This window comes from Actinomadura chibensis NBRC 106107, assembly GCF_001552135.1.
In the GTDB taxonomy this organism is placed as follows: domain Bacteria; phylum Actinomycetota; class Actinomycetes; order Streptosporangiales; family Streptosporangiaceae; genus Spirillospora; species Spirillospora chibensis.
This window is the reverse complement of sequence record NZ_BCQP01000004.1, coordinates 1-22,515: the sequence shown is the minus strand read 5'-3', so window position 1 is coordinate 22,515 and position 22,515 is coordinate 1. Positions and strand designations below refer to the sequence as shown.

19 protein-coding genes and 1 tRNA gene are annotated in these 22,515 nt (G+C 72.4%); 6 read left to right on the top strand and 14 right to left on the bottom strand.

Annotation, left to right across the window (positions count from 1 at the left end):
• Positions 1 to 132 precede the first annotated feature (132 nt).
• The 4 genes from ACH01S_RS01980 (at position 133) to ACH01S_RS01965 (ending at position 8,059) form a co-directional block, all read left to right on the top strand.
• The gene (locus tag ACH01S_RS01980) at positions 133 to 1,035 is read left to right on the top strand and encodes an NADP-dependent oxidoreductase (protein WP_067884660.1); all 903 of its coding nucleotides are present in this window, start codon (positions 133 to 135) and stop codon (positions 1,033 to 1,035) included.
• Positions 1,036 to 1,210: 175 nt separating this feature from the next.
• Positions 1,211 to 2,464, top strand: coding sequence for a S8 family peptidase (locus ACH01S_RS01975; protein WP_218010121.1), 1,254 nt, complete (start codon positions 1,211 to 1,213; stop codon positions 2,462 to 2,464).
• A gap of 161 nt (positions 2,465 to 2,625) precedes the next feature.
• On the top strand, positions 2,626 to 5,508 hold the full coding sequence (locus tag ACH01S_RS01970; RefSeq protein ID WP_067884655.1) for an ATP-binding protein: 2,883 nt from the start codon (positions 2,626 to 2,628) through the stop codon (positions 5,506 to 5,508).
• A gap of 196 nt (positions 5,509 to 5,704) precedes the next feature.
• The gene (locus ACH01S_RS01965; RefSeq protein WP_067884653.1) at positions 5,705 to 8,059 is read left to right on the top strand and encodes a hypothetical protein; all 2,355 of its coding nucleotides are present in this window, start codon (positions 5,705 to 5,707) and stop codon (positions 8,057 to 8,059) included.
• A 118-nt stretch (positions 8,060 to 8,177) separates the two neighbouring features.
• Here ACH01S_RS01965 and ACH01S_RS01960 read toward each other — a convergent pair.
• Positions 8,178 to 8,250: transfer RNA gene (locus ACH01S_RS01960), tRNA-Asn, on the bottom strand.
• Between the two features lie 156 nt (positions 8,251 to 8,406).
• Between ACH01S_RS01960 and ACH01S_RS01955 the strand changes: the two genes are divergently transcribed.
• Positions 8,407 to 8,682 (top strand): YtxH domain-containing protein, encoded by a 276-nt coding sequence (locus tag ACH01S_RS01955; RefSeq protein ID WP_067884651.1) that lies wholly within the window; start codon positions 8,407 to 8,409, stop codon positions 8,680 to 8,682.
• On the opposite strand, the gene ACH01S_RS01950 is transcribed toward ACH01S_RS01955, so the two are convergent.
• From ACH01S_RS01950 to ACH01S_RS01905, 10 genes are all read right to left on the bottom strand, one after another.
• The gene (locus tag ACH01S_RS01950) at positions 8,679 to 9,173 is read right to left on the bottom strand and encodes a hypothetical protein (protein WP_067884649.1); all 495 of its coding nucleotides are present in this window, start codon (positions 9,171 to 9,173) and stop codon (positions 8,679 to 8,681) included. The two genes, ACH01S_RS01955 and ACH01S_RS01950, sit on opposite strands and share 4 nt — an antisense overlap.
• Before the next feature lie 18 nt (positions 9,174 to 9,191).
• A complete protein-coding gene (locus ACH01S_RS01945) occupies positions 9,192 to 10,511 on the bottom strand; it encodes an MGH1-like glycoside hydrolase domain-containing protein (RefSeq protein ID WP_067884647.1) in 1,320 nt (439 codons plus the stop codon).
• A gap of 137 nt (positions 10,512 to 10,648) precedes the next feature.
• Positions 10,649 to 11,455, bottom strand: coding sequence for an HAD family hydrolase (locus tag ACH01S_RS01940; RefSeq protein ID WP_067884645.1), 807 nt, complete (start codon positions 11,453 to 11,455; stop codon positions 10,649 to 10,651).
• Positions 11,452 to 12,576 (bottom strand): cysteine protease StiP family protein, encoded by a 1,125-nt coding sequence (locus ACH01S_RS44255; protein WP_067884643.1) that lies wholly within the window; start codon positions 12,574 to 12,576, stop codon positions 11,452 to 11,454. The genes ACH01S_RS01940 and ACH01S_RS44255 overlap by 4 nt, the downstream gene beginning before the upstream one ends.
• Complete coding sequence (locus ACH01S_RS44250) at positions 12,561 to 13,922, bottom strand: phosphoribosyltransferase family protein (RefSeq protein WP_169809191.1); 1,362 nt, start codon at positions 13,920 to 13,922, stop codon at positions 12,561 to 12,563. The genes ACH01S_RS44255 and ACH01S_RS44250 overlap by 16 nt, the downstream gene beginning before the upstream one ends.
• Positions 13,919 to 15,088, bottom strand: coding sequence for an HpcH/HpaI aldolase/citrate lyase family protein (locus ACH01S_RS01925; RefSeq protein ID WP_067884641.1), 1,170 nt, complete (start codon positions 15,086 to 15,088; stop codon positions 13,919 to 13,921). Before ACH01S_RS01925 ends, ACH01S_RS44250 begins: the two co-directional genes overlap by 4 nt.
• A 74-nt stretch (positions 15,089 to 15,162) precedes the next feature.
• Complete coding sequence (locus ACH01S_RS01920) at positions 15,163 to 15,741, bottom strand: TerD family protein (RefSeq protein ID WP_067884639.1); 579 nt, start codon at positions 15,739 to 15,741, stop codon at positions 15,163 to 15,165.
• Positions 15,742 to 15,846: 105 nt separating this feature from the next.
• A complete protein-coding gene (locus ACH01S_RS01915) occupies positions 15,847 to 16,947 on the bottom strand; it encodes a DUF475 domain-containing protein (RefSeq protein ID WP_067884637.1) in 1,101 nt (366 codons plus the stop codon).
• A 59-nt stretch (positions 16,948 to 17,006) separates the two neighbouring features.
• A complete protein-coding gene (locus tag ACH01S_RS01910; RefSeq protein ID WP_067884634.1) occupies positions 17,007 to 17,585 on the bottom strand; it encodes a TerD family protein in 579 nt (192 codons plus the stop codon).
• 41 nt (positions 17,586 to 17,626) lie between these two features.
• Positions 17,627 to 18,202 (bottom strand): TerD family protein, encoded by a 576-nt coding sequence (locus ACH01S_RS01905; RefSeq protein WP_067884631.1) that lies wholly within the window; start codon positions 18,200 to 18,202, stop codon positions 17,627 to 17,629.
• Between the two features lie 190 nt (positions 18,203 to 18,392).
• On the opposite strand from ACH01S_RS01905, the gene ACH01S_RS01900 reads away from it, so the two are divergent.
• Positions 18,393 to 19,640, top strand: coding sequence for a molecular chaperone DnaJ (locus ACH01S_RS01900; RefSeq protein ID WP_067884629.1), 1,248 nt, complete (start codon positions 18,393 to 18,395; stop codon positions 19,638 to 19,640).
• Between the two features lie 16 nt (positions 19,641 to 19,656).
• Here ACH01S_RS01900 and efeB read toward each other — a convergent pair whose 3' ends face one another.
• The 3 genes from efeB to ACH01S_RS01885 form a co-directional block, all read right to left on the bottom strand.
• The gene (gene efeB, locus ACH01S_RS01895; protein WP_067884627.1) at positions 19,657 to 20,892 is read right to left on the bottom strand and encodes an iron uptake transporter deferrochelatase/peroxidase subunit; all 1,236 of its coding nucleotides are present in this window, start codon (positions 20,890 to 20,892) and stop codon (positions 19,657 to 19,659) included.
• A 54-nt stretch (positions 20,893 to 20,946) separates the two neighbouring features.
• Positions 20,947 to 22,077: an iron uptake system protein EfeO gene (gene efeO, locus ACH01S_RS01890; protein ID WP_067884624.1), complete on the bottom strand. Its 1,131-nt coding sequence runs from the start codon at positions 22,075 to 22,077 to the stop codon at positions 20,947 to 20,949.
• A 146-nt stretch (positions 22,078 to 22,223) separates the two neighbouring features.
• Positions 22,224 to 22,515 (bottom strand): YbjQ family protein (locus ACH01S_RS01885; RefSeq protein ID WP_157406265.1); only part of this gene is annotated, 292 nt, incomplete at its 5' end.

Genomic DNA, 22,515 nt, shown 5'->3' with positions numbered 1-22,515 from the left:
CCTCGTTCGGCGGCCGGACCGGAAGAAATCACACCACCGCGCAACGTCCATCGCAAACGCTCGCATGGGGCGCGTTCCAGCGGGAGATGATGTGCGGGTACGCGGGTGCCCGGGCCAGGATCGGAGCGAAGGATGAAGGCGGTCGGTTTCAGCCGGTTCGGCGGCCCGGAGGTCCTGGAGATCGTCGAGCTGCCCGATCCGCGTCCGGGTCCCGGCGAGGTCCGGATCGCGGTGCGCGCGGCCGGGGTCAACCCGAGCGACTGGAAGAAGCGCCAGGGCCTGATGGACGAGGAACTCCCGCAGACCCTCGGCTACGAGGCCGCCGGGATCGTGGACGAACTCGGCGAGGCCGTCGCGGACGTGGCCATCGGCGACCGCGTGTTCGGCTTGTCCTCCGCGGGCGCGGCGCAGGCCGAGCTGGCGGTGCTGTCCCACTACGCGCCGATCCCGCCGTCGCTCGACTTCGCGACCGCCGCCGCGCTCCCGGCGGCCGTCGAGACGGCCACCCGCGCGCTCGACCAGCTCGGCGCGGGGCCGGGCGCTCGGCTGCTCGTGAACGGCGCGTCCGGGAGCGTCGGCGGGGCCGCGATCCAGCTCGCCGTGGCGCGCGGCGCCCGCGTGATCGGCACGGCGAGCCCGTCCAACCACGACCACCTCCGCTCGCTGGGCGCGGAGCCCGTCGCCTACGGGGAGGGCATGACCGACCGGGTGCGGGCGCTGGCGCCCGGCGGAGTCGACCTGGCGCTGGACGTCGCCGGACGCGGAGTCCTGCCCGAACTGATCGACCTCGCGGGCGGCCCCGGCCACGTCGTCACGCTGGCCGACTTCGCCGGCGCCCGGGAGCACGGGGTGAGGTTCAGCAGCGGCGACGCGGGACGCGCCGTCCACGCGATCGGCGAGGTGGGCGACCTCATCGAGTCCGGCCGGTTCGCGCCCCCGGCCACCCGGACGTTCCCCCTCGGCGGGGTCGCGGAGGCGCACCGCCTGGGCGAGCGGGGCCACGTCCGCGGGAAGCTCGTCCTGGTGGTCGGCTAGGGGCCGGTGCCGTCCGGGCACGGGTGCCGTCCAAGCACGGCAAGCGCGAGAACCTGCCGGAGACCGCATCCCTTTTAGTCAGTTATGTCGGATTGTTCGCCGTGGGCCGGAACCCTACCGTGGTGGCCCGGCGGCGCGGCTCCCCGCCGTCCGCGCCGTGGACATGGAGGCAGCCATGCCGCGAACGATCCGCAGACCCCGAAGACACCAGCGCCCGCTTCTGCTCGCGGTCGCCGCGCTCCTGGGCGTCGGCGCCCTCGGCGCTCCCGCGCGCGCCGCCGCCCCCGAGGGCCACGTCGTCAACGCGGACTCGCCCGGCACGGTCGACGGCCAGTACATCGTGGCCCTGAGGGGCGCGACGTCCCTCGCCCCCGGCGCCGACGCCCCGGTGGCCGCCGAGGCGGACGGCCTGACCCGCCGCTACGGCGGCTCCGTCCAAGCCGTCTTCAGCGCCGTCCTTCGCGGCTACGCCGCCGACATGACCGCCGCCCAGGCCCGGCGCCTGGCCGCGGACCCGGCGGTGCGGTACGTGCAGAAGTCGGTCATGGTCCACACGGAAGAAGGCGGCACCCAGCTGAATCCCCCTTCTTGGGGCACGGACCGCGTGGACGGCAAACAAGACCGCGCGTACAACTACCCGGGCACCGGAGCCGGCGTCAGCGTCTACGTCCTGGACACCGGAGTCCGGATCAGCCACCGCACGTTCGAGGGCAGGGCGGTCGACGGCTACGACTTCGTCGACAAGGACACCACCGCCCAGGACTGCCACGGGCACGGCACCCACGTCGCGGGCACGGTCGGCGGCAGAGAATACGGCGTGGCCAAGGGCGCGAGAATCGTCGCGGTGCGCGTCCTCGACTGCGACGGCTACTCCCCCGACCGCTACGCGATCCAGGGCCTGGAATGGGTGGCGAAGAACGCCCGGAAACCGGCCGTCGGCAATATGAGCATCGGTTCCGACCCGCCCAACCCCGAACCGCAGGCGTTCCGCGAGGCGACCCGGGGCGCGATCCGCGCGGGCGTCCAGTTCGCGATCGCCGCCGGAAACGACTCCAGGAGCGGCTGCGACGCGCCCGGCGACGTCCCCGAAGCGGTCACCCTCGGCTCAACGGACGAAGGCGACTGGGTATCGGCCTTCTCCAACTTCGGCCCCTGCCTGGACCTGTTCGCCCCGGGCGGCGAAATCACCTCAGCGGACTACCAGTCCGACACAGGCTCGACGGTCCTGGGCGGCACCTCGATGGCCACGCCCCACGCGGCCGGAGCCCTGGCGATCTACCTGGAGACCCACCCGAACGCGACACCGCAAGAAGCACGGAACGCGGTAGTGAAAGCAGCACAACCCAACGTCATCTCCGACCCAGGCCCGGGTTCCCCAAACCTCCTCCTGAACGTCACCACCCTGCGAACCCTCAACGAACACTCCTGAGCAAGAAGCATCAGGACGTCAATTCGATGGCAGGCGAGTTGAGCGATTGACTCCCCTCGTCCGCCGCATTCGCGGGCGCCCCGAGCAGTAGGCTCGACCCGTGGCCCGGCTCGTCGAGGAAGCCGGGCCGATCCATCGCCTTTGTTCGGGAGCCTGGCGGCATGAGCTTGGTGCACCGATCGATCGTCTGCGTCGACATCGAGAGCTTCGGGGATCCAGGCAGGACCGACGCCGACCGGCTCGCGATTCGCGCGGGACTCTACGGGGTGCTTTCCGCGGCCTTCGACGGGTCGGGAGTGCCGTGGCAGGGCTGCTATCGCGAGGACCGCGGCGACGGCGCTCTCATACTGGTGCCGTCCGAGGTGTCCAAAGAGGTCCTGGTCACCGATCTTCCCGTGCGGCTCGCCGCGGAACTGGCCGCCCATGACCGGACGCGGGATCGGCGGACCCGGATCCGGCTGCGGGTGGCGGCGCACGCCGGGGAAGTCCGGCATGACGACTACGGCGTGGCCGGCACCGCGATCAACCTGGCGTTCCGGCTCCTGGAGGCCGAGCCGTTCAAGCGGATTCTGGCGCACTCGTCGGGGCTCCTCGCACTGGTCGTCTCTGACTTGCTCTACGCCTCGGTCGTGCGGCATGTGCCGCGAAGCGCGCCCGGCTCCTATCGCAGGATCCGGGTCTCGGTGAAGGAGACCGAAACCGACGCCTGGGTCCGCTTGCCCGACGATCCGTTTCCCGAAGTGGACGCGGCAGCGCGAACGCCCCCTCCGCCGGGTGAACGGCAGTCGCCTCCAAGGCAATTACCGGCGGTGGCGGCGCATTTCACCGGTCGGCGCGGTGAACTGGCACGATTGCTGGATTCGGCGACCGAGCCGGACCGTCCGGCGGGGACGGCGGCGATCTGCGCGATCGACGGCATGGCCGGAGTCGGCAAGACGACGCTGGCCGTGCACGCCGCCCACCGCCTCGCGGACCGGTTCACCGACGGATGCCTGTTCCTGGATCTGCACGGGTACACGCACTCGATCCCCCCGGTGAGCCCGGGGGAGGCGCTCGGGCGGCTCCTGCACGCGCTCGGGGTGCCCGGCGAGCGGATCCCCCACGACGTGGACGGACGCGCCGCGCTCTACCGCAGCCGCCTGACCGGCAGCAGGACCCTGATCGTGCTCGACAACGCCACCGACGCGGAGCACGTCCGTCCGCTGCTGCCCGCGGAGGCGAACTGCCTGGTCCTGGTGACCAGTCGCCGCCGACTGACCTCCCTGGACGAGGCCCTGCCCTTGTCCCTGGACGTGCTCTCCCCGGCCGAGGGGCTGGCCTTGTTCACCGCGGGCGCCGGATCCCGCCTCGTCCGCACCGGCGATGGCGACGCCGCCGAGCGGGTGGTGGAGTTGTGCGGCCGCCTCCCGCTGGCCATCCGGATCGCCGCCGCCCGCCTGCGCTCCCGGCCCGCGTGGACCGCGGCGCACCTGGCAGACCGGCTGGCCGAGCAGCACGGCACGCTCGCCGAGCTCGACGACGGGGAGCGCGATGTCGCCGCCGCGTTCGCGCTCTCCTACCGCGGCCTGACAGACGACCAGCGGCGGATGTTCCGGCGCCTCGGACTGCACCCCGGCACCGACACCGACGTCCACGCCGCGGCCTCTCTCGCGGGCACCACCGCCGCACGCGCCTACCGGCTGTGCGAAGACCTGCTGGACGCCCACCTGCTGCACCAGTTCACTCCCGACCGCTACCAGTTCCATGACCTGACACGGGCCTTCGCCAGCGAGACCGCCGCCGAGGAGTCCGAGCACCAGCGCCACTCGGCTCTCACCGACCTGTTCGACCACTACCTGGCCACCGCGGGCGCCGCGATGAACGTCCTGTATCCGGCTGAGGAGCGGCGCCGGCCTCGCGTCCCGCCGGTCCGCGCGCCCATCGCACCGGTGTCCGACCCGGCCGCCGCCCGGGCGTGGCTGGACGCCGAACGGCACGACCTCGTGGCCGTGTGCGCCCACAGCGCCGCGCACGGCTGGCCCCGACACGCGACCCGTCTGGCAGCCACCCTGTTCCGTTACCTGGACATCGGAGGACACCTGGCCGACGCCCAGACCATCTACCGGCACGCGCGGCGCGCTGCCGCGGCCACCGGCGACCGAACCGGCGACGCGCACCTCCTGACCAGTCTGGGCGGCGTCTACTGGAACCAGGGCCACTACGAGCACGCCGTCCAGGCCGCCCGGCAGGCCCTGGCGATCTTCCAGGCGACCGGGGACCGCTCCGGCCAGGCCCGGGCCTTGAGCACCTTGGGCATCATCTACTGGCGCCAGGGCCGGTACGAGCGGGCCGCCGACCACAGCCGTCAAGCCCTGGCCCTCTACCGTGACCGCGATGACCCGGCGGGCGAGGCCCGCGCCCTGAGCAATCTCTGCCTGGTCCAGTGGCGGCAGGGCGACCACGAGCAGGCCGTCCGCACCGCGCGGCAGGCGCTGGCCCGCTACCGCGGGCTCGGCGATCAGCGCGGCGAGGCCCGCATCGTCGGCAACCTCGGCAACGTGCGCCACCACCAAGGCCGCCACGAGCAGGCCGTCCGGCACCATCGGGAGGCCCTGGCGCTCTACCGCGAGATCGGCGACCGGGCCGGCGAGGCGGACGCGCTGACCAACCTCGCCCTCCCCCTCGGACGGCAGGGCCGGACCAGGGAGGCCGTCCACCATCACCGGCTGGCCTTGGTGCTCTACCGCCGGCTCGGTGACCGCAACGGCCAGGCCCGGGCGCTCAACGGCCTGGGCGAGGCGCTCAACGAACTCGGTGACACCACCGAAGCCCGTGCGCAGCACGGCCTGGCGCTGGCCCTGACCTTCGAAACAGGAGACCACTACGAGCAGGCCCGGGCCCACATGGGCCTGGCCCTGACCCACCACGGACACCAGGCCCACCACCACGCGCAGCAGGCCTTCACCCTCTACACCGACCTCAACGCCCCCGAGGCCAGCGAAGCCCAAGCCCTCCTGCGCGCCGACCAGCCGCCCCACCCGGCCACCGAGAAACCATCCCAATAACGGCCCCACGGACCGGGGGAAGCCCCGCATCGGACCGGGCCCGGCATGCGGCCTCTTCGGGGCGGACCCTTTCCGGCCAACCGGCCGCAATCTCGGAAAAAGGCGCGATCGACAGAGCAGAATCGAGGAACCATCGGAGCGTCCGGCATCCCCTGCGATCCTTCAGCGGATGCTCCGACCCGTCGAGGGAGCATGGATGGACTTGCGTGAACATCAGAACTTCCGGCGGCTCTTCGCCGTTCGCGAGTTCGCGCTGGAATGCATCCTGCCGGACGGTTACCACTTCTCGGACGCCTTTGACACCGCGATCGTGCTCTCCGGCAGCGGCGCCGATCTCTTCGCCTCCCTCTCCGCCGAGCATCCGGGCAAGAGCCCGGCGGACATCAAGGCGGCCATACTCGCGAAGTTCGCCTTGGGCGACAACTTCCTGGTGGACTACGAGGCAACCGATCTCCCCGCTCTCATCGACGCGTTGAGCGCCGACATCCGCGCCCTGAAGATCCGCTATCCCTGGGTCTACAGCAACGAGGTCGAGGCCGCCTACCTGAGCGTCCGCAGCCGGGACCACCGGAGGTCGCTGTCCCACCGCGAGAGTCTGGAGATCGTCGAGCGCCTGCCGCAGGGGGTCTTCCAGGTCGCCGATCTCACGGTCGGGCCGTTCGGCGTCGTGCCCGTAACCGAGCACAGGTGCCTGCCGAACGCGCTGTGCGGCGCCGAGCTGGTCTGCATCGATCCGGGGTGTCCCGGAGTCGACCACGTCCGGTTCCGGACGGGCGTCACGGACGCCGGAAGGATCTTTGCCGACATCGGCAAGGATGTTCCCGACTCCATCGCGGTCGGCCGGCTGTTCGGCGACATCAGGAAACCGGACAACGCCTACTACCGTCCCGACAATGACTGGGGTCTGCCCTGGCTCGTGACGAGTGGGCTGACCGCCTCTGAGCAAAGGGCCCTCCTCGCGTCATTGCTCGCGCAGGACACGGACGGCCTTCGGAGACGGGCAAACGCGCTCCTCGACCGCGGCGCGTCCCGCAAGGCGCCGTCGGACCTGGCCGCCGGTGTGTCCGACGCCGAACTCCTGCAACTCCTGCTGATCGCTTCCAACAAGGAGATCGTCTGCCATCTGGAGCGGTTGATCGATGACGGGGAGATCGTCCTCGGCCCCAGCGAGACCCGTTTTCCGATCCGGAATCGGCATGCCGAGGGCGGCTACTTCAGCAGTCAGGCCGAGCTGAGCCGCCTGGGTGTGCGTTTCAGACCATGGGCGAATCAGACGTCGCTCCGGCTGACGACTTTCCTCCGTGCGCTTTACGACGGCCCGCTGGAGGAGGATCTGTCGTGGGCGCTGCGCAATGAGCCCGGGAAGAACCTCCAGGACCGGCTGGAGCATTTCGTGGCCGACCGGACGCCCGAAGAGGTCGTGAGTTCGCTCGTGCTCGTCAGCCGCTCCCAGACCAGTCGTGCCTTCCACCTGGTCGGCCCCGGACGGTTCGAACTGCCGTCCGGCGCGGGCAACGAGCGGGAACTGGTGCAGCGGATCCTCTGGAAACTCGGTATGCCGCTCCCTCCTCCGCCAGTGGTCGAGGCGGGTGTCCTCCGCCGCCTTCCCGCCTTCGAGCGGTACGGGACCCCCCAGGCGGAGCAGGACCCGGAAGGGATTCGCAGCTCCGGGGTCAGCCTGTTCGTCGCCCTGGAAGAACTCCTCCAGGACACGATCACCTATATCTGCTGGCTCGTCTTCGCCGACCATTACCCCAAAAAGCGCGACCAGCGGTTCACGTACCGGGTGTCCTGGGCGCGCGCCTTCGCCAACCCGCTGCTCGAACAGGCGGCCCTGGCCCGCGGGAACCCGCGGTACTCCCCCGACGGAGCCAACTCGCTCGGCACCCTCATCGAGACGTTCGCGATGATCGCCGAAATGTGCGCGAAGCCCGAGGCCCTGATCACCGCCATGGACCGGCCGTACGCGTCGTTCCCCCACCTGGCGCGTCACTCGCCGCTGCATTCCTTCCCGTTCCTGCACCAGAGCCTGGTCTTCGACATCGAGCCGGCCTCCCGCCAGGAGATCATCGGCGTCCTGCACGGCGTCGCGGCGGACCTGCGGGCGGGCGAGGTGGCGAAGGTGCGGAACAGCCTCAGCCACCCGCGCTCCGAACTCCCGCGGGAACCGGAGATCGCCGCAGCCTGCGCCTCGATCCAGCAGGTGGTCTCGGCCCTGCACCGCAACGGGCTGCTTCCGAACGTGCACGTGCGCACCAGGACGGTCACCGATTTCATCGGCCGGAACGAGTACGTCCTGCAGGACGGCGAGCGCCGCGAACTCCTGCTCAGCGGGTCCTCCGCAGAGGCGCCCTGGCTACCCGACATCACGGTTCCGCAGCTGATCCCGCGCGGAATCCGACTGCTCGGCTCGCACCAGCCGCTGCGGCTCAAGTTCGTCGACGACACGCCGTTCACCGAACTGCTGGACGCGCATTCCCCCATCACCGTCGAGCACGCCGAACTGAACACGTCCGCCCCGCACCCGGAGGCGGACGAGATCCTCATGTAAGGAACCAAGAGCACGACCGTCGTCTTCGGCCTGGCCGCGAGAGCATGGCACCCGCAGGCGAAGAGCCCCGTCCCGGCACAGCCACAGGGGCCTGACCTGGGGTCTCAGGAAAGAGAAGCTCCCGCGACTGGACTCGAACCAGTAACCTGCCGGTTAACAGCCGGCTGCTCTGCCAATTGAGCTACGCGGGATCGGGTGCGTGCCGGGCCGTGGGGCCCGGCGGCGCGTCTAGGTTAGCGCATGTCCCGAGCTGTTCGCGCATCCGTTATTCGCGCCGCGTCACGGGTGGGTGCCGTGTTGGCGGGTATAGGGGTTGGCACGATTCCGCCGTCATCGGGAGCAGGGACATGAAAGCTCGCACAATGTTCATGGCAGGCGCCGCGCTCGGGTACGTCCTCGGCACCAAGGCCGGGCGCGAGCGGTACGAGCAGATCAAGCGGCTGTCGCAGCAGGTGTCGGAGAACCCGAACGTCCAGGAGGCGGCCGGGAAGCTGCGGGCCAAGGGCGAGGAGTTCGCCGGGGCCGCGCGCGACAAGGCGGGGCACCTGAAGGAACGGGTGCCCGAGCAGGTGCCGGGGCGCAAGCCGGCGGGCGAGCAGCAGCCGGGCGTCTATCCCGGTTAGAGGCCCGTCTGGCGACGCAGGTCGTGCAGGATCTGCTCGGCCTGCGCCCGTAGGCCGGGGTCGTCGGGGTCCAGCCCGGCGTCGAACACGAACGTCCAGCGGACGTCGCCGCCCGTGGCGGGGCGCCGTCCGGCGATGCGCACCTTGCCGCCGCCCGGCAGTACGGCCTGGTGGCTGACGACGACGGTGGCGGTGACGCGCTCCCGGACGGTCTCGGGCACCGTGCCCGGATCGGTGAGCCGGACGTGGTGCTCGGCGCCCCCCGACGTCTCCTGGACGTGGAGCCACCCGTCCTTCCACTGGGCGTGGTCGACGCGCTCCCACGGGACGCGCGTGAACCCGCCCTCGGCGGTCGGCAGGTGGAGCGCGGTCGTGGTGGCGGCCACGTGCGAGCCGCCGCGGGTGGGCGCGGCGGAGAGGACGCGTTCGCGCCGCTCCAGCGCGAGCTTGTCGCGGACCTCGGCGGGCAGGGGGCCCCGGAGTAGGCGCATGCCCCCACGGTAGGCGATTCAGGCGGCCTGCGGCGCGCGGCGGGCGCCGAGCAGGTCGAGGACGAGCGCCGCCGACCAGGCGTAGTCGTGGCTGCCCCGGCCCGTCCCGTCGAAGGGGTCGAAGAACTCGCGGAACCCCGACTGCCGGACGAGCCGCATCGTCGCCCCGTACAGCAGGTCCGCGACGACGGGGAGGTCGTGGCCGAGGGCGCCGTACCAGACGAGCCAGTTCGTGCTGATCCAGGTGGGCCCGCGCCAGTAGCCGCCGCGGTCGAACGCGGGCGCCTGGATGTCGCAGGTCGGCACGGGGTATCCGGCGGCGCCCGCGAACCGCGCGGACAGCAGCAGGTCGACGAGGTTCCGGACGATCGGCGCGGGCAGCTCCGGGTCCAGCAGGGGCCCGAACGCGCCGACGGTGACGACGGGCAGCAGCCGGTCGTCGCGCAGGTCGCGGGGGCGGAAGCAGCCGGTGTCGGGGTCGAAGAGCCGGTCGAGGATCGCGCCGTGGACGCGCCGGGCGCACTCCAGGTGCGGGACGGGGTCCGCGCCGACGATCCCGGCGATCTCGGCGAGCGCGTGCGTGGACGCCAGGTACACGGCGTTGACGAGCGGGTCCTCGACGGCGAACGGGTGCGCGTCGCGCAGGTAGCCGGGACGGTACCCGGCGTCCCGGAGCAGGGCGACGAGCCGCACGTAGCGGTCGTAGTCCTCGCCGGTCGGGAGGGTGTGCGGGCGCTGCGCGGGCGCGTAGGCGGTGGGCGGGAGCCGCAGCGCGGCGAGCGGGCGGTCCCACGCGGGGCTGTTGTCGAGCCCCGACTCCCACGGGTGGCAGATCGCGATGAGCCCGCTCGCGCCGATGTCGCGGCAGCGGGCGAGGTAGCGGTGCTGGGCGGTCAGCATCGGGTAGAGGCGGGCGAGGAAGGCCCGGCTGCTGTCGGCGTCGGGGGCGCTCTCGTGCAGGCGGAGCGCGGTGAGGGCGTGCAGCGGCGGCTGGGTGAGGCCGGAGGTGTGGACGCCGCGCGGCGCGGCGGGCTGCCGTTCGCTGCGCCACAGTTCGGGGCCGGGGAAGAAGGCGTGCCGGGCGAGGGTCGTGTTGAACACGATGTGTGGGAGCATCCCGTCCGCCCACTGGCCGCGGAACAGGGAGAGCAGTTCGGCCTCGGCGCGGTCGCGGCGGTGGCGGGCGAGGCCCATGCTGATGAACGCCGAGTCCCAGCTCCACTGGTGCGGGTAGAGGCCCGGGGAGGCGGCGGTGGACGTCCCGGTCCAGTTCGCGTCGAGGACCCTGGCCGCGGCCTTCCACAGCGCGGTCTCATCGCCGGTCAGACGAGAGCTCATGTGGTCAGGTTGACCTCCTCCTCAGCGCGCGGGGTTCACCGTGATTGTGACCTCAGAACGCGGCCGCGGCGACCCTTTGGGGGCCGTCGCTTGTCAACGCGGGAGCCGCCTGGACCGTGAATATTTACATCCCGGCCTTACGCTGCGGCGGCGCGTTCCAGCAGCCAGCGGGCGATCTCCTGACCGGCGGCGATGCCGCGCGCGGCGGTGACGGACGTGACCGGCGACGTCCATCCGCTGTCATGGAGTTCGCCGTGCGCCGGACGGATCGCGGCGTCGGCCGCTTCGAGCAGTTCGGCGTCGAGGAGCGAGTCCCCGGCGGCGAGGGTGCGCGACGCGCCCGCGCGGCGGGCGACCTCCGCCGCGGCGGCGGCCTTGGTCAGCCCGGTGGGCAGGCAGTACACCTTGCGGCCCTGCAGGGACGTGCGCCAGCCGCGCTCCGCGCACCAGCCGGCCAGGTCGTCGGCCCAGCCGGACGGGAGCGCGGCCCGGTCGACGACCGTGTAGGCGAACAGGCCGGACGCGCTGCGCCGCTTCAGGACGAAGTCGCCGCTCACGTCCGCGAGGCGGCGTTCGACCTCGGCGAGCGGCGCGCACTCGGCGGACACGCGCCGCCGCACGGACGCCGCCCATTCCGGGTCGTCCTCGCCGTCCACGAGGAGGCGGCCGCCGTTGGCGCAGATGGCGTAGGGCGGCGGCTTCTCCAGTAGGCGCACGCGCCGGTACTGCTCCGGCGTCCGCGTGGTGGTCGGGACGAACGTCGCCGCCTCCGCCAGCGTCTCCAGCGTGCGCGCGGCGGTCTCGGTGAGGTAGGAGAGCGGCGCGCCCCGGTAGAACTCGACGCACAGCAGGCGCGGCATCGCCTCGTCCGGCCCGTCGAGGTGGAAGGCGGCGGTGGAGTAGATGAGGGTGCGGTCGAGGTCGGAGCACACGAGGACGGTCACTGCGCCGCGCCCTTCCCGAACCGGGGGTGGATGAGGCCCATGCACGCGTAGGGGAACCGTCCCGGCTCGACCTCCACGACCGGCACGCCGCGCTCCTCCGCCAGCAGCCTGATGTGCGTGACCTCGGGGCCCGCGTCGTCCCGGACGAGCACCTTCCACGGGACGCGGCGCAGCAGCACCCGCGTCGTCTCCCCGATCCCGGGCTTGACGAGGTTCAGGTCGTCGATGCCCTCGGCCTCGGCGCAGCGGCGGACGGCCGCCCACCCCGACCAGTCGGGCGTCCGGTCGGCGGCGCGCAGGCCGGGCAGGTCCTTCGCGACCCGTTCGGCGACGTCGCCGAAGCGGGCGCAGACCGTGTCGAGGAACAGCGCGGACACGTCGTCGGCGGCGAGGCCGGCGTAGAACTTCGCGCCGTGGAAGTCGCCGGGGCCGATCAGGTCGTCGTTCAGGACGGTCCGGCTGACCAGGCCGGACACGGTCGAGTTGAGGCAGGCGGACGGGATCAGGAAGTCGTCGCGCGTGCCGTACAGCGCCGCGCAGCGGCCCGGGTCGGCGAGCACCGCGAGGTCGGCCGGGAACGGGCCCCCGGCCAGCGCGGCGGTCAGCTCGCGGGTGATCGCGCCCTTGCCCGTCCAGCCGTCCACGAACATCACGGCGGACGGGTCGTGGTGCCCGGCCAGGTACCGCAGCGCCACGGTGTCGATGCCGCGCCCGCGCACGATGCTGACCGCGTAGTGCGGGAGGTCGAGCCCGTGCGCGAACCGCGCCCAGCGGCGCAGCAGGATCCCGACCGGCGTCCCGGCCCGCGCCAGCGACACGAGCACGGCCCCCGGCCCGCGCTCGGCGAGGACCATCTCGGTGACCAGGCCCGCCGCGTACGCGAGCCGTTCGGCGGACGCCTCCAGGGCCTCCCGGAACAGCCGCCGGTACGCCGGGCCCGGCTGGTACTCGACCGGGAGCGACTCGGCGTAGTGGGCGCGGCCCGCCTGGATCGCCGCCTCCCGCACCTCGGTCGGCGCTTCGAGCCGGGCGTGCGAGAGGTCCTTGAGCAGCCACGCGACGTCGTCCGGCGGGTAGCTGCCGAAGGCGGGCCCGTACAGCGGCGTCACGCGCGCCTCCATGCCGGGACGGTCGCGACCAGCACCGGGGCCAGCGTCCGCAGCCGCGCGAGGAGTCCGGTGCCGAGCGCGGCGGTGTCGCCCGCGTCGTCCACGACGAGGACGACGCGGTCGAAGCCGTCCTCGCCGCGCGGCGGGGCGACGTTGTAGGCGTAGCGCTCCCCCGGTCCGTCGGCGGGGCCGTCGTGGGCGGGGAAGGCGAGGCGCGTCCTGATCGCGTAGCCGGGGTCGTCGACGGCGAGGACCGGCGACCGCGTGGTCGTCGAGTACCGGACGGCCGCGGCGGGCAGGGCGTCGGCGAGCGCCTCCGCGAGGCGCAGCGGCGTGTACATCAGCTCCTCGAAGCCGAGCACGAGCACGCGCGACGCGTCCGGCCCCAGCCCGGTCGCGATCGCGTCGGCCATGCGCGGCAGCTCCTTCTCCAGGGTGCGGCGGTGGTCGGGGAGGAAGCCGTGGCGTCCGCCGTCCGGGAGCCCGGCGGGCCAGCCCAGCTCGGCCCGGGACACCGGAAGCTCGCGCGCGGGCAGCGGCGTGGGGCGCGCGGAGAGGTCCTCGACGAGCGCCCTGCCCGCGTCGAGGACGCCCTCGGGAAGCTCCACATGACCGCCCGCCAGCGCCACCACGTCGATGCGCGCACCGAGCCGGGCGGCGAGCTCGTCCATCCGCACGCGATCGGACGGGCCGCGCAGGTCGACCAAGGCCGCGAGGACGTAGTGCCTTCTCGGACGAACCGCGTGCAACGCCTCGATGGTGTTCAGCACGGTGCGGCCGGTGGACAGCTCGTCGTCCACCAGCACGACCGGCGCCTCCCGATCGAACGCGGCGGGGTCCGCGGGGAGCAGGAGGTGGCTCGTGGCGTGGCTGTGCTCCTCCTCGAACCCGCCGTAGGTCGCGAAGCCCGCCACCGGACGCCGCGTCGAGTGCAGGTAGTAGGCGCCGCCCAGAGCGTCCGCGACCGAGTGGCCCAGGGCCGTGGCGGTCTCCGCGTAGCCGAGGACGATCGCGTCCACCGGCCTCTGCGGGGCCCTCAAACGGTCACGCAGCCCGGCGGCCGCGCCTGGCACGCCCTCCAGTGCCTCAGCCAGAAATCGCTCCGCACGGGGCGGTTCGCCCCCGCACAGGCGCGCGCGCACAAGCTCCCCGAGCAGCAGCCCCGACCCGTACACGAGCCGAGGGTCGGTCGGGACGTGCTTGCCCAGCACCTCCGAGACCAGCAGATGCGCCCGCTTCGGGTTGCGCCGCACCGCCAGCCCGACCAGGTCGGCGAGCCCGACGCCGACGGGACGCGCCCCGTCGGCGAGCCGCACGCCGAGCCGCGCCGCCACCCACGTCCCCCGCGGCCGCGTCACCGGCTGTCCGCCGCTTCGAGCAGCTCGACGAACGTGACGCCCTCCGCCGCCACCCCGAACACGCGGGCCCGCAGCATCAGCCGCTGCGCCCACGCGCGGTGCGGCTTCGCCTCGTTCATCTTGTTCGCGTACGAGCTCGCCATCGCCCCTCCCCCGGCGACGCCCAGGATGTCGGCCGCGTCGCAGTACTCCTCGTGCGTCACCACCGACAGGGCGTGCACGGCCGCCACGTGGCTCGGATGGATGACGGTCTTGCCGATCAGGCCGTTCGCCTTGTCGAGGTGCACCTCGCGGATCAGGCCGTCCAGGTCGGACGTGATGAGCCGCTGCCGCAGCGGCGCGGCCCGCAGCGCGTCGAACGGCGACTGCCTGAGCTGCGGCTTGAACATCCGCTCGCCCGCCGAGAAGTACTCCCAGACCGGGCCGGTGACGACGTAGCCGGTGCCGTCCGCGCGGCCGAGGATGTTCACCACGTCGCAGATCACGCCCGCGACCGGCCGGATGTCGTAGATCGTGAGGTCGGGCGGGCGGCGCAGCCCGTACGCCGCGGACATGTCGGTCGCCCCGATCCGGACGGCGAGTATCCGCCGCCGGTGCTTGGCGAGCAGCCGCGCCACGTCGTTCAGCATCTCCGTGCGCGTCTCGGCGTACACCGCCTCCGGGCTCTCGATCACCGGCATCGCCAGGAGCCGGAGGCCCGTGCGGGCGGCGGCGTCCGCTATCGCGTCGAGGAACGCTCCACCGGAAGCGGCCGTGAACTTCGGCAGGACGAAACCGGACACGAGGCCCGCCGCGTCGCCGAGCCGGTCGAGCAGGCCGCCGACCTGCCGGGGGTCGCGGACGCGGACGAACAGCAGCGGCACCCCGTCCCGCGCCGCCGGGCCGCGCCCGTTCAGCGTCCTTAGCTGCGCCACGAGGTTGGCCTCCCCGGCCTCCACCTCGTCGTCGGCGATGGCGTCCTCCAGGCAGACGACCATGCTCATCACGCCCCGCCGCCCCGCGCGCTCGACGTCGTCGGCGAGGGACGGCCGGGTGGCGGGGCTGTACAGGGTCGCGCCCAGCGCCACCGCCAGCACCGCCGGGTCGCCGTGCCGGTCGAACGGCCGCGGATGCCGGTAGAACAGGTGCTTGCGGAGGGCGGCGTCCACATGGTCGAAATGCCGCATGGCCACCCTGTCAGCCGCGCCGGGCCGGCTGGCCGGGCGGCGGCACGCGAGGCGGCTCGAGGCGGGGCACGGCGTCAGAGGTGGGTCGCCACGGCGGGCAGCAGGTGCTGGAACGTGCGGCCGGTCGCGGTGGCGCCGATCGCCGTCATCGACCAGCCGGCGCCGTCCCGCGACACCTTGGCCATGATCTGCGCGTTGTGCTGTCCGGCGCCGCTCAGGTCGTAGCGGGCGATCTCCTCGCCGGTGGTCTCGTCGACCAGCCGGCAGAACGCGTTCGCGATCTGGGAGAAGTCCTGGCCGGTGAAGGAGTTCACGGTGAACACGAGCTGCGTCACGTTCGCCGGGACGCCCTGGAGGTCGACGTTGATGACCTCGTCGTCGCCCTCGCCCGCGCCGGTCAGGTTGTCGCCGGTGTGCTGGACGGAGCCGTCCTTGCTGCGGAGCTGCCGGAACCAGACCTGGTCGGCGAGGTTGCCGCTGCCGTCGAAGAGCAGGCAGGACGCGTCCAGGTCGATGGACTGGGCGCGGCCCTTCCCGAACAGGCCCTTCTTGGCGACGGCGTCCCAGCCGAGGCCCATCCTGACCCGGGTCAGCGTGCCCCCGCCGGGCTTGGTCAGCGAGACCTTCTGCCCTTTCTGCAGCGAAATGGACATCGTTCGGCTCCTTCGATCATCGATGCTGGTCGCGGGGCTGGCAGATGTTGGACGTTCCCGGCGAGCGGCGCCCCGGCCGGGGGCGCCGGGGCGCCGCTCGCCGGATCAGACGTTGCTGGAGTGGAGCTTCTTGCCGTCCTCGCCGGGCGTCTCCGCGGGCGCGTCGCCGCCCTCGCCCCGGTTGCGGACGACGGAGCTGGCGAACGCCGCGATGATCAGCCCCGCGCCGAGCCCGCCGGTGATCCACTCGGGCACGTGGTGGCCGATGCTGACCAGCATGCAGACCGCGAGCGCGCCGATCGCCCAGTGCGCGCCGTGCTCCAGGTACACGTACTCGTGCAGGGTGCCCTTGCGGACCAGGAAGACCGTCAGGGACCGGATGTACATGGCGCCGATGCCGAGGCCGAGCGCGATGACGATCGGGTCGGTGCTGATCGCGAACGCGCCGATGACGCCGTCGAAGCTGAACGAGGCGTCCAGCACCTCCAGGTACAGGAAGAGGAAGAACCCCGCCTTGCCGGTCGCGAGCGCCAGCGAACTCGGCCCGGACCGCCCGCTCGCGCCGTCCTCGTCCTCGTCGTCGCCCGCCTCCGAGAACAGCTCGCCGAGCCCGTTCACCAGGATGTAGGTGATCATGCCGAGCACGCCGGCGATCATCACCTGGCCCGGCTCGGCGGCGGCCAGCCACGACACGAACGCGAGCGACCCGCCCGCGACGACCACCGAGAGCTGGTCCAGCTTGCCGATGCGGGCGAGCGGGCGCTCCACCCACGGCAGCCACTTCTCGGCGCGCTCCTCGAACACGAAGTCCAGGAAGAGCATCATGAGGAACATGCCGCCGAACGCCGCGATCATCGGGTAGGCGTCGTTCATCAGCTGGTGGTAGCGCGCCGAGTCGTTCAACGCGAGGTCGAACGCCTCGTACGGGTTCAGCTTCGCGGTGATGCCCACGATCAGCAGCGGGAAGACCAGCCGCATGCCGAACACAGCGATCGCGATGCCGACCGTCAGGAAGATCTTCTGCCAGAACGCGCTCATCCGGTCCAGCACCTTGGCGTTGACCACGGCGTTGTCGAACGAGAGCGAGATCTCCAGGACGGCCAGCACGGCGACCAGGGCGAGCCCGGTCGGCCCGTCGTACAGCAGGGCGATGAGCAGGCCGACGACCGTGACGCCGAGGGACCAGCCGAAGGTGCGAAGAATCATGCGCGTATTTCTGCTAGGAAGGACGGCCGAGCGGGGCGGCCGGGTGCGGGGGCGGCGGGTCAGCCGACGTTGACGCCGAAGTCCATCGCGATGCCCGCCAGGCCGGAGGCGTACCCCTGGCCGACGGCTCTGAACTTCCATTCGCCGCTGTGCCGGTATAGCTCGCCGAAGACCATGGCCGTCTCGGTGGACGCGTCCTCGGTGAGGTCGAAGCGCGCGAGCTCGTTGCCGTCCGTCCGGTTGACGATCCGGATGAACGCGTTGCGCACCTGGCCGAAGTTCTGCTGCCGGTTGTCGGCGTCGTAGATCGACACCGGGAACACGATGCGGTCGCACTCCGCCGGGACGGCGGTCAGGTCGACGTTGATCGACTCGTCGTCGCCCTCGCCCTCACCGGTCAGGTTGTCGCCGGTGTGCTCGACGGAGCCGTCCGGGCTCTTCAGGTTGTTGAAGAACACGAAGTGCTGGTCCGAGATGACCTTGCCGGTGGCGGCGAGCATCAGCGCGGACGCGTCGAGGTCGAAGTCGGCGCCGGTGGTGGCGCGGACGTCCCAGCCGAGGCCGACGGTGACCGCGGTGAGGTTGGGGGCGGCCTTCGTCAGCGAGACGTTGCCGCCCTTGGCGAGTGAAACTCCCATGTACGGGCCACTCCCTTCGTGGTGGTCCTTGATGAGGCTGGTCAGAGGTTGACGCCGAAGTCCAGCGCGATCCCGGCCAGCCCGGAGGCGTAGCCCTGGCCGACGGCCCGGAACTTCCACTCCGCCCCCGAGCGGTACAGCTCGCCGAACACCATCGCGGTCTCCATCGAGGCGTCCTCGGACAGGTCGTAGCGCGCCATCTCCGACCCGTCGCCCTGGTTCAGGACGCGGATGTAGGCGTTGCGGACCTGGCCGAAGTTCTGGCCGCGGCCGTCGGCCTCGTAGATCGACACGGCGAAGGCCACCCGCTCCGCGGTGGCCGGCAGCGCGCCGAAGTCGACCTTGAGCTGCTCGTCGTCGCCCTCGCCCGCGCCCGTCGTGTTGTCGCCGCTGTGCTCGACCCCGCCGTCCGGCGTCCGGAGGTTGTTGAAGAACACGAAGTGCTGGTCGCTGATGATCTTGCCCGAGCCGTCCAGCACCAGGGCGGAGGCGTCGAGGTCGAAGTCGGTCCCGGTGGTGGTGCGCAGGTCCCAGCCAAGACCGACGGTCACCGCGGACAGGCCGGGGGCCTGCTTGGTGAGCGAGACGTTGCCGCCCTTGCTGAGACTGACACCCACGATGGGCCTCCAAATCGCATGCGGATGTTTCGGACGCCGACCCGGCATCCAGCCTTATCGACGTTGCAGCGATGCTATCCGTTCCAATCGTCCTGGAAGCATTACACGAAAGGCTGCCCGCGGCACCCGGGCCGGGGCGCGAAACGCGGCCCGGCTGGGCCAGACTGGGCAGGGACGAAGGGAGGCTGCGTTGCGGGGAGCGGGCGACCAGCGCCGCCGGGGCCGGGGGGCCCAGGCGGCCACCGCGGCGATCGAGGCCAGGGAGGCGGCGGCCGCCGCCTTCTACGACATGGACCAGGCGCAGAAGTACATCGCCGGCCGGGTCACCGTGTTCGAGGACCTGGACGCCGGGGCAGCCGCGCCCGTCCGGCGGGAGTTCGCCGGGCTGTCGGAGTCGGCGGACGCCGCGTCGGTGGCCTACATCTCCGTCCTGGACGCCCACGACCTCGCTGACCAGGACCGGACACCCGCCGAGTACGACGCCGCGCGGCGCGCGTTCGTCGCGTCCGCCGAGCGGCTCCAGCAGGTCACGCGCGACCTCAACGGGTTCGCCGAGCGGCTCGCCCCGCGGATGGCGCGGCTGGAGGCCGCCCTCGACCAGCTCCCGCCCCGGCTGACCGCCGCCCGCGACGCGGTCGCCGCCGCCGACGCCGCGGTCGCCGCCGCCAAGGCCGCCGGGATGGACGCCTCCGACCCCGAGGCCGAGCTCGCGCAGGCGAAGCAGATCCTCGCCCAACTCGGCTCGCAGGGGCTCGGCGGGCTCGGCCTGGACGGCGCGATGCGCAAGGCCGACGAGGTCCGCGCGATCGCCGAGCGGGCGCACGAGGCCGCCGCCGAGCTGCCGCAGGTGGCGCAGAAGGTGCGCAACTCGCTCGCGTCCGTCCGCACCCGGGTGGACGTCGTCGCGAACCGCGTCGGGCCCGTCAGGGAGGCGATGAAGGTGCTGCTGCGCGGCTACTCGCAGGCCTGCTGGCAGGACCTGCGGGGCGCGCCCGAGTCGATCGAGGCGGGCGTGACGCGGGCGCGGGAGCGGCTGAACGAGGCGTCGGCGCACACGTCCCGCGCGGAGTGGAAGCAGGCGCAGCAGGCGCTCACCGCCGCACGCACCGAGCTGAACGCGGCCGACCGGCGGGCCGGGCAGGTCACCGGACGGGTCGAGGAGCTGAAGGCGGTCGCCGCCGACCCGGAGCGGCCGGTCGAGGGCGTCCGGTTCGCCGTCCGGGACGCGCAGCGCCTCGCGATGGCCCAGCCGGGCGGGGCCGCGCCCCAGCACGCGCGCGTGCTCGACTCGCTGGTCGAGCGGCTGGAGAACGCGCCGAAGCGGCTCACCGGCGCCCACCCCGACTACTGGGCCTACCTCCAGGAGCTGGAGTCGATCAAGACGGCGGCGGGCGACGTCGTCACCCGCATCCGGTCGGAGCGCGCCGCCCAGGGCTGACCCGCCGAGGGGTCCCCTAAGCGAAGAGGGTGTCACCCCAGAAGCCGCCCTTCCTCACGCCCGGCGGGCACGCGTAGACGCCCGACCCGACGTGCTGGATGTACTCGTTCAGCGCGTCGGTCGCCAGCGAGTTCTGCACCCGGATGAACCCCGTGCGCGGGTCGCGCTGGAAGGCGATGAAGAACAGGCCCGCCTCCAGGCGCCCGAGGCCGTCCGATCCGTCGGTGAACGAGTAGCCGCGCCGCAGGATCCGCGCCCCGCCGTTGGAGTCGGGGTGCGCGAGCCTGACGTGCGCGTCCGGCTTCATCCTCGCGAGGACGGGCCTGTCCCGCTCCTTGCGCGCGCCGACCGGGGCGCCCTCGCCCTTGTCGCGGCCGAAGATGTCCTCCTGCTCGCGCAGGGACGTCCGGTCCCACGTCTCGATGTGCATCCGGATGCGGCGCGCGACCAGGTACGAGCCGCCCGCCATCCAGTCGGAGCCGTCGCCCGCGCCCGCCCAGACGTGCTTGGCGAGCAGCTCGCCGTCGGTCTCGGCGATGTTCTCGGTGCCGTCCTTGAACCCGAACAGGTTGCGCGGGGTCTGCGCGCCCGGCGTCGTGGACGACGTCTTCCCGAACCCGAGCTGCGACCAGCGGACCGCGACCACGCCGAACCCGATCCGCGCGAGGTTCCGGATGGCGTGCACGGCGACCTGCGGGTCGTCCGCGCACGCCTGCACGGCGATGTCGCCGCCGCTGCGGGCCGGTTCGAGCGCGTCGCCGGGGAAATGCGGCAGGTCGACCAGCGCGGGCGGCCGCCGCGCCTTGATCCCGAACCGGTCCTTGCCGTCCTTCTCGAACAGCGTCGGGCCGAACCCGATCGTCAGCGTGAGCCGGGACGGCGGCAGGCCGAGCGCCTCCCCGGTGTCGTCCGGGGGCGCCACGGCGACGCCGCCGACCGCGCCGTCCCCGACCGGGCGGCCCGCCGTCATCGCGGCGGCGGCCTCCGTCCACTCCTTGAGCATCCGGACGAGCCGGTCGCGGTCGCCGGTCGTGACGTCGAACGCCGCGAAGTGCAGCCGGTCCTGGACGGGCGTCGCGATGCCCGCCTGGTGCGGGCCGTGGAAGGGGACGGCCTCGCCCGCGCGGCCCTTGTCCTCGTCCGCGAACGCGACCCGGTCGAGCCCGGCGCCGGCGGCCGCGCCGACCACCAGGCTCGCGCCGGAGAACCCGAGCATCCGCCGCCGGGACAGCCCCGGACGCGCCTCTGTCATGTCGCCACCGTCCTTCGGTCCGTGCGTCCGTGCTCCCGCGCCCTACTTGGCGCCCTACTTGGCGACGGCCGCGGCGAGCTTGGACAGCGGCTCGCCCAGCGCGTTCACCGCGTCGGCGAGCTCCTTGCGGTCGTCCTCGCCCACCGTGTCGTAGGAGACGTAGCCGTCGCCCTTCTCGTGCTTCTTCAGCAGCGCCTCGACCTTGGCGAAGCCGCCGTCGAGGTCCGTCGCGAGCTGCGCGTCCCGCTCCTGGACGACGGGCTTGAGCAGGTCGTAGATCTTCTTCGCGCCGTCCACGTTGGCCTTGAAGTCGACGAGGTCGGTGTGGCTGAACGCCTCCTCCTCGCCGGTGACCTTGCCGGTCGCGACCTCGTCCAGGAGTTCCTTCGCGCCGCCCGCCATGTCGTTCACCGGGTCGAGCGTCAGGCCGGGCAGCCGCGACTTCAGCGTGTCCAGGTCGGCGAGGAGCTGGTCGCCGTACTTGCCCTTGCCCTTGACCGACCCGTCCTTCCAGAGGGCCTTCTCCAGCAGGTGCCAGCCGGACCAGTCCTTCTTCTCCTCCGGCTTCAGGTCGGCCTCGCGGGCGTCGACCTTCGGGTCGATGTCGCCGAACTTCTCCGCGACGGGCTCGATCGTCTCCCAGCCGACCCGGGACGGCGCGTACAGCTCCTTCGCCTTCGCGACGTCGTTCGCCTTGACCGCGTCGACGAACGCCTTCGTCTTCACGATCGTGTCGTCCAGCCGGACGATCACGAACGCCTTGTAGTCGGCGGCGGCCTTGGCGAGGCGGTCGTCGCCGCCCCCGCCCGCGGTGCCGGTGACGGTCACGTCCTTGGACGGCCCCTTGCCGGTCTGCCCCGCGCTGCACAGCAGCTTGAACGTCCCGGCGGGCAGGTTCACGACGAAGTCGACGCTCGTGCCCGGGCCGATGTTCTCCCGCTCGGCGAGGATCTTGCCGTCCGGCTTCAGCACCTCGAACTCGTTGACCTTCGAGCCCTTGTTGGTGACCTTGAACGTGGTCTTGCCGGCGGTGAGCTCGGTCTTGCCGACCTCGCAGGAGTCGTCGGTCGCGGTGACGGGGATCGCGCCCGCGGCTCCCGCGTCGTCGTCCCCTCCGCACGCCGAGAGCAGGGACATCGACACGGCGGCGACGCCGGCGACGGCGAGCGCGGAGACAGGGCGCATGGAGGGCTCCAGAAGCGTACAAATTGGTTAGGCTCACCTAAATTAGCCAAGCCTCACCTGAACGCGTCAAGTGGCCCCCGCGTGAGTGCGCGGTCGGTGGTGCCAGAGGGGTCGGCCGACGGAGCGGATCCGGGGCTGCCCGGGGGTCAGCGCGGCCTGTCCTGGAGGCCCATCGTGAGGTTGCGGGCGACCATCGGCGGCCCGCCGGGCTGCGGGTCGCCGTACGGCGGCATCTGCTGCTGCGGGTGCGGCTGCTGCTGGGCCGCCTGCTGGTGCTGCGCGGCCGCGGGCTCGGCCCAGACCGCCGTCCCGTAGGCGCAGACCTCGATGCCCCCGCCCACGGCGGCGGTGTCGAAGCGCATGCCGACCACCGTGTTCGCGCCCCTGCGGCGCGCCTCCTCGCCGAGCCGGTCGACCGCCTCGCGGCGGGCGGCGGCG